Genomic DNA, 11,696 nt, shown 5'->3' with positions numbered 1-11,696 from the left:
GGCGGGTCGACGAGCACTCGTGCGTTGTGACCGCCCCCGCTTAGAATCCTTGGCATGTATGTGCGCGCACTCATCGTTGTTCTGATCGTCCTCAATGCCGGTGTGGCGTTGTGGTGGGCGTTGCAGCCGGCACCGGCAGCCGTGGCTGCACCGCCGCAGCCGGCAGGTGTGGCGCGCCTGGAAGTACTGCCGAGCACGGCGACAGCCGCGGCGGCTGCGGTGTCAGGCGAGGCAGGCACCGCAGCGGCAGCGTCGGGCGCTGCGCCGACCGCACCATCGGATGCGCCGGCACCGGCACCGGCATCGCCTGAGACATTGACGACCGCACCAGCGGCAGCGGCTTCCTCGACAGCTGCGGCAGCGGCGAAGGTGGCCGCCACGTCGCAGTCAGCGGCACAGGCGCCATCGCCAGCACCGGCCAAGCCCGCTCCGTCGCCGGCCGAGCGTGCCGCGGCAGCGCCGATCAACGCTTCGCCGGCGGTGCCCGCTCCGGCCGCTGCGCAGGAACGCTGTGCCAGCCTGGGGCCGTATGCGGCGCGCGCCGATGCCGATGCCGCGCTGGCACGCCTGCGTGGTCAGGCCACGCGCACCCGCGTGCGCGAGGACAAGGACGCCGGGGTCAGTACGTTCCGGGTGATGCTGCCCAATGTCGGCGACCGTGCGGCGGCGCAGGCATTGGTCAAACGTATTGCTGCGGCCGGCATTGGCGACTATTACGTGATTGCCCAGGGTGAGGACACCAGCATCGCGCTGGGCCAGTACCAGAGTCGCGAACGTGCCGAGCGACGTCAGGCCAGCCTGGTCGGCGCGGGATTTCCGGCGCAGCTGCTGCCCAGCGGCAACGGGCAATCGCGCTGGTGGATCGATGTGCGCAGCACGGCCGCGATCGGCACATTACAGGGCACCTCCGGCGCAACGCGTCAGCGGTCGCTAGATTGCGCCACGCTGCGCTAGAATGCGCACCGGCGCGCAACGCGCTTGGCCTTTGCCGGCATAGCTCAGTTGGTAGAGCAACCGCCTTGTAAGCGGTAGGTCCCCAGTTCGAATCCGGGTGCCGGCACCACGAAGGTCCTTCGTGCTCTCCCGCAATCTGTGCATGTAGCTCGGTGCTGGCTGCCCGTCAGCGCCCCGGAGCGCATCTTCCCGGGTTCGACCGGTCGAGAACAGATCCCTGCACGCAGCCCGCCAATCACTGTGCGGTTGCGGTTGCCTGCGCGTGGTTCGCGCAGCACCTCAGGCCGGGCGACCGGCCGACAGCAGCTCCAGCGCGGCCTTGTCGGCGTCAGCGTCGGCGGCCTCGCTGCGCAGGCGGTCGGCCAGTGCGGCGACGACGATGGCGTGGGCCTGGCGGAGCACGCTGTCCGCATCGGCACTGGCGTCCACGACGTGCTTCCCCGGCAGCTGCAGCTGCGCAAAGATGCTGCGGCAGCGTTCCAGGTTGTCCTGGGTCTCGAAGTGATTGGGCGCATCGCCGCGGGCGCGGATACGCGCCAGCCCGGTGGGCGGGGGCAGGTCGAGCAGCAGCAGCACGTCCGGGCGCGGCGCGAAGGCGTTGCGTTCCAGCAGATCGTCCAGCGGCAGGCCGGCAGCGCCCTGGTAGGCGACCATCGAGGGGAAATACCGGTCCAGGATCACGATGTCGCCGCGTGCCAGCGCCGGTGCGATCAGGGTGTCCACGTGCTCGTGGCGGTCGCGGATCAGCAACTCGGCTTCTTCGTCCGCGCGCAGGCGGCCGGTGGCGGCGGACTGGCGCAGCTGGGTGCCCCAGGGGCCGTTGGTCGGCTCCTTGCTCAGCACCACGCGCGCGCCGGCCGCTTCCAGCGTGGTGGCCAGGCTGCGGGCGAGGGTGGTCTTGCCGGCGCCGTCGATGCCTTCGATCGCGATCAGCAGACCGCCGGGCTTCAGTTCGAGTGTCATCGCGCTACTTTATCCGATCATGGTGCTGGATCAGCACTTGCGCAGCGGCATCGACCTCGGCCTGCAATCGCCGATCCCGGTGGGTCAGGTATCTGCTGCGTCTATCTGCTGCGTCCACCGAAGGGCGTTGATGCCGCACATCGCTGCGTGCGTGAAACGGCGGGACGACTGGTGTGTCCAACGCGTCGCCGGGCGTGCCTTGCAACCGCCGGTTGCGTGCGTGGCTGGCGACCGGCCGCCAGCGCTATTGCCCATGCCGTATCGCCGGTATGTCCTGCGCGATGTCGGGAATGTCCCGATGCCCTGGTTTCCGACCGTGCGCCATACTGAACAAGTCAGGCAGCGCGCTCGAAGGTATGACGTTCGCGTCGCGTGCCTGGCATCAAGGAAGATGGACGCGTCGCCGCCACCCTAGAGGCGGCATCCCCCGCGTGACGCCCCTCAGGCACCGTCGTGACCGGATTCCTTGTTTTGTCTCGCGCCTCGTCTTGTCTTTGCGCCGCCCACCTCGGCATGCACCAGGCGCGTGGCCGGTCAGCTGGTTGCCGAGGTGTAACGATAGGACAGCAGCGACTTCACCAGGAACGTGATCTGGGTGGCCGAGCGCGCATCCACGCGCATGACCGGGATGCGGAAGCCTTCGGCCACCAATGCGTCGCGGAACGGCGGCAGCAAAAAGTCCTGCATTTCGTCGGTCATGGTGATGCCCACCGCCAGGCTTGCCGCAGGTGCGATCTGCGAAAACTCGCGCAGCAAGGCCACGGTGGCATCGCGCATCTGCGGATCACGCGCGCTGACCAGCACGATCACGCCCAACGCGCCGTCGCACACCAGCGGCCACATGAAATCCAGGTACTTCTGCCCGGGCACGCCGTAGACGTGCAGCAACTCGCCGTCTTCCAGTTCGATCGAGCTGTAGTCCAGTGCGACCGTGGTGTAGGTCTTGTCGCCGTAGGCATCCTGGCTGAGCGGCATCTCGGTGCTGACCGGCTCCACGTCGGAGATGGCGCGCACGGCGGTGGTCTTGCCGGCGCCCATGCCGCCAACGAACACCAGTTTGTTGGCCGGAAGACTCATGACTGCGCCTGAAAGAGAGAGAGGCCAAAGCGACGTGCGACCCAGGAGAAAAACCGGGAGTTGCTGCTGTCCGGACGGGGCTGCGTTGCAGGCACGGGAATCTCCGCAGTCTGGGCAAGGCCGCTGGCGAGTGCAGCGGCGAACAGGCATTCCACCGTTTGCAGCGGCAGCTTGCAAGCATTGGCCAGCGCCTGCGGGCGCCACGGGCGCGCATGCAGGTGGGCAATGGCAAGCAGCTGCGCTGGCGAACTGGTCTCGGCACTCAGCTCCGGCCATTGCCGCAACCGCAGCGCATGGCTGGGTTCTACCGCCGGCAGTGCGGGGCGCAGGTGCTCGGGCAGGGCGAAATACAGCGCCTCGAAGGAAATACGTTGGCTCAGCGCGCTACCGGCGGTGTCCGGCGCAACCTGCCAGCCGGGGCGATCCAGGGCCGCCAGCAGCTCGGTCAAGGCGATGCCGGCGGGAAGCTGCACGCAGCTGTCGGCCGGGTCCACGCGCACCTGCAAATGTCCGTTGCGCAGCAGCACCGCAGCGGTGCCGAATTCGCCGCGGCAATGGCGGACCAGCAAGGCCGGCTCGGCGACCTGCGCATGATCGGAGGACGACAGCAATAGGCGCATCTGCTCGTTGAGTTCGCGCACGGTGGCGCCGTGCTTGAGCCATGCGCCGCCCACCGGTGTCCGCGACACCACCAGCACACGCACGGGTTGCCCCTGCAAGGCCTGCCAGGCGGCCAGGCCGTCGGCGCTTTCCAGCCCCAGCACCACCACCTCGGCGGTATGTTGCGGCCATTGCCCCAGCTGCACGTCGATGCGCTCGGCCAGCAACAACGAGCACGCCAGTTTCAGGCGCGTGGTGTGCAGCAGGTCCAGGCCGGCCGTGGCGACCCGCATGGCGTGAATGGGTGTGGTCATGACAGGGCGCCGCGTCGGCGCTTTGAAAGTGCGGTGCCTGCCGGGACAAGCCGGCAGGCCGGGCAGGCGACGCGTGCGCGCCGCCGGTGTGGCATCAACCGAAGTCCAGGGTCTTCTCGAACGCCTTGAGCTCGTGGCGGGCCATGGCCAGATTGGCCTTGGCGCGATCCAGCACGACGTACAGGAACAAGGTGCCGTTGCTCTCCAGCGGACGCAGCAGGTGGTACTGACGCGCCAGGGTGATCAGGATGTCTTCGATGGTGTCGTTCAGACCGAGCTGCTCGGCGATACGGCGCTTGGCACGCACCACTTCGGTATTGCCGGCCGCGGCAAGTTCCAGGTTGAGATCGGTGCCGCCGGTCATGCCCAGCGCCATGCCGCTGTCGCTATCGACCAGGGCGGCGCCGACGAAGCCGGCGATCGAATGCAGGTGTTCCAGATTGAGTTTTGACACGGGTCGTCCTTACGAGCGATGAGAAATGGGTGCATTGGCACAAGCACGAACGATGCCAAACGCTCAGTTCGCCGGCTGCGCCAGCGCCGCAGCCAGACGGCCGGCGCAGTCGCGCGCGTTGAACAACAGCGCCGCGGCATTGATGTCGCTGCCGCCCACCGCAGTGAGCGTCAATGGTTTGTCGGCGCGAATGCGGATCAGCACCAGCTGCCCGCCACGCGTACTGATGGTGGCGTAGTCGGCTTCGCTCAGGCTGGATTCGCGCGCCAGCGTCTCGCCCAGGGTCAGGAACGAATTGGCCATGGCCGCCAGACGGCGACCGTCCACATCCAGGCTGGAGTGTTCGGCGATGGCACGCCCGTCGGCGGTGGACAGCATCAACAGGCGGATGCCCCGCTCGCGCTCGATGGTCTGCGCGAACTCGCGCCCGATGCGCTGCAGATCGTAGTGATGCGACGCCCGCGCGATCTCGCCCACGGCAGCCTTGACGACCTGGTTGACGGCGTTATGCGGCATGAAATCCTCCCCTGTACGAAACGCGCTGCGCGATGAAGGACCCTGTCGATGACACCGGGTCCCGCGCTGGCGGGCGAACAGTAGCATCGGCACGTTTTGTCATCGTCATAGCACCCTCAATGTCTTAACTGTGCGGTCAGGCAAGCACATTCGGCAAAGCGCGAATACGCCACAAACTGCCCAACCACGTCACCTGAAGCGGCCGTCGGGACGCCGTTGCCGCCCCAAGCGGACGCGGCCGATGGCGCTGGTTCGCCGGGCTGCATCACGCCGACGCGGCGGTGTTGCGCCTGCTGCCCGAGCCGGTTCGACGACTGCCCGCTACGCACTATCGGCCGCACTTTCGATTGCTGCAGTGGCAGATGCGATTGCGTGATGGGACGCACGGCGTGCGTCGTGCTGCGCTGCCGCGCGTCAGCGCGCGGGCCGGCGACTAGACTGCAGCGCTTTCTCGATGCTGGAGCAATGCATGGCAACGCAGTACGTGCCGGTTTCCCTGATTGGCGTTCCTACCGACATCGGTGCCGGCCACCGTGGTGCGCGGATGGGGCCGGAGGCGCTGCGCATCGCCGGGTTGCAGGAGGCCTTGATCGGCCGCGGCGTGGAGGTGCGCGATCTGGGCAATCTGGATGGCCCCCGCAATCCCTGGCAGGCCCCGCAGGCCGGCTACCGGCACCTGGACGAAGTGGTGGCCTGGAACCAGGCGCTGATGGAGGCCAGCTATGCGCAGCTGCGCGCCGGGCGCATGCCGATCATGCTTGGTGGCGACCACTGCCTGGGCATCGGTTCGATCACCGCCGTGGCCAGGTACTGCCGCGAGCAGCAACGCCCGTTGCGGGTGCTGTGGCTGGATGCGCACTCGGACTTCAATACCAGCGAGGTGACGCCGTCGGGCAATGTGCACGGCATGCCGGTGGCCTGCCTGTGCGGGCTGGGTCCGCAGGCGTTGACCCACCTGGGCGGCAGTGCGCCGGCGCTGCTGCCCGAGCAGGTGCGGCAGATCGGCATCCGTTCGGTGGACCCGGAGGAGAAGCGCCTGATCAAGCAGCACCGCATCGATGTCTACGACATGCGCTACATCGACGAGGCCGGCATGAAGCGCACCATGGAGACCGCCCTGCAGGGCATGAGCGAGGACACCCATCTGCATGTGAGCTTCGATGTGGATTTCCTGGACCCGAGCATCGCGCCAGGCGTGGGCACCACCGTGCCGGGGGGACCCAACTACCGCGAGGCGCAGCTGGTGATGGAGATGATCGCCGATACCGGGCGCATGGGGTCGCTGGACATCGTCGAGCTCAACCCGGTGCTGGACAACCGCAATGCCACGGCGGAGCTGGCGGTGGATCTGGTCGAGAGCCTGTTCGGCAAGTCGACACTGATGCGAGATTGATCGATCGCTGAACGCAGCACGCCACGTTCACATCAAATCCACGGCCGCGCAGTCAGATTTGTCGCCAGAGATGGTGCGTCTGCACCGAACGCAGAACTGAGGAAGACCGATGAAGCGACTGCTGACACTGATGGTACTGGGCCTGTTTTCGGCCGGCGTGATGACTGGCTGCAACACCATGGCTGGCGCCGGCAAGGACATGCAGGGCGCGGGCGAGAAGGTCGAGAAGAAGGCCGACAATTGCAGTGACGGTAAGTGCTGATCCTTGAGTTCTGTTTGATCGTTGTTTGATTTGATTGATCTGCGGCAAGCCGCCGCTTTACCCACGAAGGAGTCTGTTATGAAGCGTGCAATTGTGCTGCTGGTGCTGTCGGTGTTGTCGGTCGGTATGCTGTCGGGTTGCAACACCGTCGCAGGTGCCGGCAAGGACGTGCAGGGCGCCGGCGAGAAGGTGGAAGACGCTGCGCGCAAGTAATCGAGCGCTGCATGCAGAAAGAACGGGCCGCAAGGCCCGTTTTTTTTGTCATGACGTTTTGTGTACGCAGGGCTGCGATGAGGTGTGAGGGCACAGCCGATGCGAACAAGGTGCGCCGCAAGCGCAGGCAACCGTTCAGTGCGGTGAGTGCGCGTTTGACGGCTTTTGATCCGCGGCGAACGGGGCCAGGGACAAGCTGCGCATACGGTCAATCGCGGCCGCATCAGCGGAGTCGACGCAATGAACACTGACATCATTTCCGGCAAGTGGACCCAGCTCAAGGGCAAGGCGCAGGCCAAGTGGGGCGACCTCACCGACGACGATTTCAAGGTTGCCGAGGGCAATGCCGAATATCTGCAGGGCAAGCTCCAGGAGCGCTACGGCTGGGACCGCGACCGCGCCCAGACCGAGGTGCGCGCCTTCGAAAAGTCGCTGCGCGACGACACCTGACGGTGTCGCTTCACTGCGTCCAGCCACCGCGATGAGACAGTGGTGACGGCGCATTGCACACGACGGGCCGCTTGATGCGGCCCGTTGCGCGTCTGCCGCCGGCGCAGGCGGCAGCAGGCATCCAACGCGGTTGCGTCCATGCCAGGGGCGCGGAAACGCTAAACTTGCGTGCTGACTCCCTGGCCTTACGCAGATGACCACTCGCGTCCTTACCGGCATCACCACCTCCGGCACCCCGCATCTGGGCAATTACGTCGGTGCGATCCGCCCGGCCATCCAGGCCAGTGCGGCGGCCGATGCGGAGAGCTTCTACTTCCTGGCCGACCTGCACAGCCTGATCAAGGCGCAGGACCCGGCGCGGACGCAACGCTCCACGCTGGAGATCGCCGCCAGCTGGCTGGCCTGCGGCCTGGACCCGGAAACGGTGTGGTTCTATCGCCAGTCCGATGTGCCGGAAACCACCGAGTTGCTGTGGTTGCTGACCTGCGTGGCCGGCAAGGGCATCCTCAACCGTGCGCATGCCTACAAGGCGGCGGTGGACAAGAATCGCGCCGATGGCGAGGACGAGGACGCGGGCGTGACCGCCGGCTTGTTCATGTATCCGGTGCTGATGGCCGCAGACATCCTGATCTTCAACGCGCACAAGGTGCCGGTGGGACGCGACCAGATCCAGCATATCGAGATGGCGCGCGATTTCGCCCAGCGCTTCAATCACGTGTATGGCCGCGACTTCTTCACCCTGCCCGAGGCGGTGATCGATGAGCAGGTCTCGACCTTGCCGGGTCTGGATGGCCGCAAGATGAGCAAGAGCTACGGCAACACGATTCCGCTGTTCGCCCCGCGCGAGGAACTGCGCAAGCTGGTGTTCTCCATCCTCACCGATTCGCGCGCACCGGGCCAGGCCAAGGACACGCAGGGGTCGGCGTTGTTCCAGTTGTACCAGGCCTTTGCCACGCCGCAGGAAACGGCCGCCTTTGCGCAGGCCTTTGCCGATGGCATCGGCTGGGGCGATGCCAAGCAGCAGCTGTTCGAGCGGATCGATCAGGAGATCGCACCGCTGCGCACGCGCTATGACGCGTTGATGGCCGAGCCAGGCAAGATCGAGGCGATTCTGCGCGCCGGTGGCGCACGTCTGCGCGCACGCTACGCCACGCCGTTCCTGGCCGAGCTGCGTGCTGCGGTGGGCCTGCGCGACCTGTCCAGCCAGGGCGATACGGCCGCGCCGGCGGTGGGCGAGAAGAGCGCACCGCCGGTGTTCAAGCAGTACCGCGAGAGCGATGGGCAGTTCTATTTCAAGTTGACCGATGGCGCCGGCGCGTTGCTGCTGCACAGCGATGGCTTCGCCTCGCCACGCGATGCGGGCCAGCTGATTGCGCGGCTGAAACAGGCCGAGCAGGGCAGCGACCTGCAATTGCCGGGCGTGCATGCGCAGGTGGAGGCGGACGTGATCCTGGCGGCGATGCGCGTGTTGCGCGAGGCGTAACGACATGCGTGGAACCCATGGCTAGACTGGGGCCTCTCGCATAGCCGTGGAGGAGCAATGACAGCGATTGCCGATTCCAGCATTCAGACCATCGACACCGGCTTTGGCGGTGTGCAGTTCGATGCGGCGTACCTGATTGTCGAGGCGCATCGGGGTGCCTTCGTCGATTGCGGCACTTCGCTGTCGGTGCCGCAGATGCTGGCCGCGTTGCAGTCGGCCGGGCTGACGCCTGCGCAGGTGGACTGGCTGATCCTGACCCATGTGCATCTGGATCACGCCGGCGGTGCGGGTGCCTTGCTGCAGCACCTGCCCAATGCGCGGGTACTGGTGCATCCGCGCGGCGCGCCGCACATGATCGATCCGACCCGGCTGATTGCCGGTGCCACGGCGGTGTACGGCGAGGCGGAAATGGCGCGCAGCTACGGCGCGATCGTGCCGGTACCGGCCGAGCGCGTGGTGGAAGCGGCCGACGGACAGACCGTGATGCTGGGCGAGCGCGCGCTGCGCACCATCGAGACGCCCGGCCACGCGCGGCATCATCTGTGCGTATGGGATGCGTGCAGCCGCAGCTGGTTCACTGGCGACACCTTCGGCCTATCGTATCGCCAGCTCGACAGCGCGCAAGGCGCCTTCATCCTGCCGACCTCCTCGCCGGTGCAGTTCGAGCCGGAGGCGATGCTGCAGTCGATCGCGCGGCTGATGGAGGCCGCGCCGCAGGCGATGTATCTCACCCATTACGGCCGGGTCGAATCGCCGGCACCGCTGGCGCAGGCGCTGGTCGAGCAGATCCATGCGATGACCGCCATCGCGCTGGCGTGCGCGCAGCGCGCCGATCGCCATCGCTGCATGGTGGAGGCGCTGACCGACCTGTATCTGCAGCGCGCCCGCCTGCATGGCTGCCGCCTGGACGATGCGCGCGTGGCGCAGTTGCTGGGTACCGATATCGAACTCAATGCGCAGGGCCTGGCCTGCTGGCTGGACCGCGCGACGCGTACGAATTAGCGCGCCTGGAGCGGGTAACGCCTCACCAGGCGAACGCTGTCGCGAGCCGTAGCCTCGCGTGGCTGCAGTCAAAGGCCGAGTCAGTCGAGCGTGCGGCGCCCTCGCCGCTTGCGGGACACGCCGTGACCCCGTCCGTGGAGGCTCGGTGGCGGCATCCATGTCGCCACGAGCCCGCAACCGGCGAGGACACCGCACCAGACCGTTTGCAGGTTGCTTTCTTGAGAATGTGTTGCCTGGCCTGCGGTGGCAGGCGAGAGGTTGCAGGTTGCGTATGCAAGGCGTGTCTGCTGTCCCGTGGCGGGCGCGCGCTTGTAAACTGTGTGTCATCTATCTGTTGCAAGGCCACGCCGTGAATCCGATGCGCATCCTGTTGTTGTCCGCCTGCCTGTTCGTGGGAGGCGTGGCGCAGGCCGCCAACGATCTGCCCGGTGGCGGCATCGATGCCGAAGCGCTGTCGCGGCATGTGCGCCTGCTGGCATCGGATGAGTTCGAGGGCCGTGCGCCGGCCAGTGCCGGCGAGCAGCGCACGGTCGATTACCTGGTCGAGCAGTTCAAGGCCGGCGGCCTGCAGCCGGGTGGCGAGCAGGGCGGCTGGACCCAGGCGGTGCCCTTAGTACGCGCGCAGGTGGACGGCCCGGTGCGCGCCAGCCTGCGTGTCGGCGGCAAGACCCAGGCGCTGGTCAATGGCAGCGACGTGACCTTGCAGAGCCTGCGTCCGCAGGCCGCGGTGCGCTTGAAGAATGCACCGCTGGTGTTCGTGGGCTACGGCATCAGCGCGCCGGAGCGGCAGTGGGACGACTACAAGGGCGTGGACCTGCGCGGCAAGATCGCGGTGGTGCTGATCAACGATGCCGACTTTGAATCCAGCCAGCCGGGCGCCTTCGATGGCAAGGCGGTGACCTACTACGGCCGCTGGACCTACAAGTACGAAGAGGCCGCGCGTCGCGGTGCCGCCGGCGTGCTGATCGTGCACGAGACCGCACCGGCCGCGTACGGCTGGGCGACGGTGCAGAGTTCGGGCCTGTCGCCGTTGTTCGATATCGAACGCAGCGATGCCGATGCAAAGGCGCAGCACGTACCGGTACGTGGCTGGATGCAGCAGGCATTGGCGGCGTCGCTGTTCCAGCGCGCCGGGCTGGATTTTGCGCAGGCCAAGCAGCGTGCGCAGCAGCGCGATTTCGCACCGATGGCGTTGGGCGATGCGACGCTGTCGGTGGACTTCAAGCTCAAGCGCGAGCGCGTGGTCACGCACAACGTGGTGGCCAAGCTCACCGGCAGCCAGCATCCGGACGAGACGGTGATCTTCTCCGCGCACTGGGATGCGTTCGGCATGGGCAAGGCCGATGCCGGCGGCGACACGGTGCGGCGTGGCGCGGTGGACAACGCCACCGGCGTGGCCAGCGTGCTGGAGCTGGCACGCGTGTTTGCCGCCGGCCCCAAGCCGCAGCGCACGCTGTACTTCATCGCGTTGACGGCGGAAGAGAAGGGCCTGCTCGGCGCCAATTACTATGCCGCCCATCCGCTGGCGCCGTTGGACAAGACCGTGGCGGTGCTCAACATGGAAATGTTCAGCCCCGATGGCGCCACCCGCGATATCGCCTCGTGGGGACGCGGACGGGTGTCGCTGGAAGGCGATCTGGAAACCGCTGCCAAGGCGCGCGGCCGCAGCTATTCGCCGGACCCGAATCTGGAAGCGGGCTTCTTCTACCGCGCCGACCATTTCGCCTTTGCGCGCATGGGCGTGCCGGCGATCACCGCAGGGCCCGGTCTGGACATGCTCGAAGGCGGCGTGGCGGCCGGCAAGGCACTGCGCGACAAGTATTTTGCCGAGTGCTATCACCAGCCCTGCGACCGCTGGACCCCGCAATGGGACGCCAGCGGCCACGCGGCCGACACCACCCTGGTCTACGACGTGGGCGTGGCGCTGGCCAACGGCCGGCAGTGGCCGAGCTGGCAGGACGGTTCGGAGTTCAAGGCGATCCGCGCCAGCAGCGATGCCGCGCGCAAGTAAGGCC

13 protein-coding genes and 1 tRNA gene are annotated in these 11,696 nt (G+C 67.0%); 9 read left to right on the top strand and 5 right to left on the bottom strand.

Translation table 11 applies throughout. The features are described from left to right. Positions 1-54 precede the first annotated feature (54 nt). Both H7A86_RS18830 and H7A86_RS18825 read left to right on the top strand, forming a co-directional pair. Positions 55-954 (top strand): SPOR domain-containing protein, encoded by a 900-nt coding sequence (locus tag H7A86_RS18830; protein ID WP_119131624.1) that lies wholly within the window; start codon positions 55-57, stop codon positions 952-954. A gap of 33 nt (positions 955-987) precedes the next feature. Continuing rightward, positions 988-1,063, top strand: a tRNA-Thr gene (locus H7A86_RS18825). 170 nt (positions 1,064-1,233) lie between these two features. On the opposite strand, the gene tmk is transcribed toward H7A86_RS18825, so the two are convergent. From tmk to H7A86_RS18800, 5 genes are all read right to left on the bottom strand, one after another. Then, positions 1,234-1,917 carry a dTMP kinase gene (gene tmk / locus H7A86_RS18820; RefSeq protein WP_119131625.1) on the bottom strand — a complete coding sequence of 228 codons (684 nt, stop codon included), beginning with the start codon at positions 1,915-1,917 and terminating at the stop codon, positions 1,234-1,236. A gap of 534 nt (positions 1,918-2,451) precedes the next feature. Then, complete coding sequence (locus tag H7A86_RS18815) at positions 2,452-2,994, bottom strand: GTP-binding protein (RefSeq protein ID WP_016904520.1); 543 nt, start codon at positions 2,992-2,994, stop codon at positions 2,452-2,454. Then, complete coding sequence (locus tag H7A86_RS18810) at positions 2,991-3,908, bottom strand: hypothetical protein (protein WP_119131626.1); 918 nt, start codon at positions 3,906-3,908, stop codon at positions 2,991-2,993. Before H7A86_RS18810 ends, H7A86_RS18815 begins: the two co-directional genes overlap by 4 nt. 94 nt (positions 3,909-4,002) lie before the next feature. Then, positions 4,003-4,362, bottom strand: a complete 360-nt coding sequence (locus H7A86_RS18805; protein WP_016904518.1) for a roadblock/LC7 domain-containing protein — start codon at positions 4,360-4,362, stop codon at positions 4,003-4,005. A 63-nt stretch (positions 4,363-4,425) separates the two neighbouring features. After that, complete coding sequence (locus H7A86_RS18800; protein WP_104584246.1) at positions 4,426-4,878, bottom strand: roadblock/LC7 domain-containing protein; 453 nt, start codon at positions 4,876-4,878, stop codon at positions 4,426-4,428. A gap of 469 nt (positions 4,879-5,347) precedes the next feature. Here H7A86_RS18800 and rocF point away from each other — a divergent pair, with 469 nt between their 5' ends. The 7 genes from rocF (at position 5,348) to H7A86_RS18765 (ending at position 11,692) form a co-directional block, all read left to right on the top strand. Further along, entirely contained in the window at positions 5,348-6,271 is a 924-nt protein-coding gene (gene rocF, locus H7A86_RS18795) for an arginase (RefSeq protein WP_115678049.1), read from the top strand. A gap of 109 nt (positions 6,272-6,380) precedes the next feature. Continuing rightward, positions 6,381-6,533 (top strand): entericidin A/B family lipoprotein, encoded by a 153-nt coding sequence (locus H7A86_RS18790; RefSeq protein ID WP_006451340.1) that lies wholly within the window; start codon positions 6,381-6,383, stop codon positions 6,531-6,533. Positions 6,534-6,611: 78 nt separating this feature from the next. Further along, entirely contained in the window at positions 6,612-6,746 is a 135-nt protein-coding gene (locus tag H7A86_RS18785; RefSeq protein ID WP_016904515.1) for an entericidin A/B family lipoprotein, read from the top strand. A gap of 240 nt (positions 6,747-6,986) precedes the next feature. After that, positions 6,987-7,196 carry a CsbD family protein gene (locus tag H7A86_RS18780; RefSeq protein ID WP_016904514.1) on the top strand — a complete coding sequence of 70 codons (210 nt, stop codon included), beginning with the start codon at positions 6,987-6,989 and terminating at the stop codon, positions 7,194-7,196. A 193-nt stretch (positions 7,197-7,389) separates the two neighbouring features. Then, the gene (locus H7A86_RS18775; RefSeq protein WP_119131627.1) at positions 7,390-8,679 is read left to right on the top strand and encodes a tryptophan--tRNA ligase; all 1,290 of its coding nucleotides are present in this window, start codon (positions 7,390-7,392) and stop codon (positions 8,677-8,679) included. 57 nt (positions 8,680-8,736) lie between these two features. Continuing rightward, complete coding sequence (locus H7A86_RS18770; RefSeq protein WP_119131628.1) at positions 8,737-9,681, top strand: MBL fold metallo-hydrolase; 945 nt, start codon at positions 8,737-8,739, stop codon at positions 9,679-9,681. A 358-nt stretch (positions 9,682-10,039) separates the two neighbouring features. Then, positions 10,040-11,692, top strand: a complete 1,653-nt coding sequence (locus H7A86_RS18765) for a M28 family metallopeptidase (protein WP_425509760.1) — start codon at positions 10,040-10,042, stop codon at positions 11,690-11,692. Positions 11,693-11,696 lie beyond the last annotated feature (4 nt).

This window comes from Xanthomonas euroxanthea (assembly GCF_903989455.1).
In the GTDB taxonomy this organism is placed as follows: domain Bacteria; phylum Pseudomonadota; class Gammaproteobacteria; order Xanthomonadales; family Xanthomonadaceae; genus Xanthomonas; species Xanthomonas euroxanthea.
Note: the sequence above shows the minus strand (reverse complement) of the source record. Positions and strands in the feature narration are given on the sequence as shown.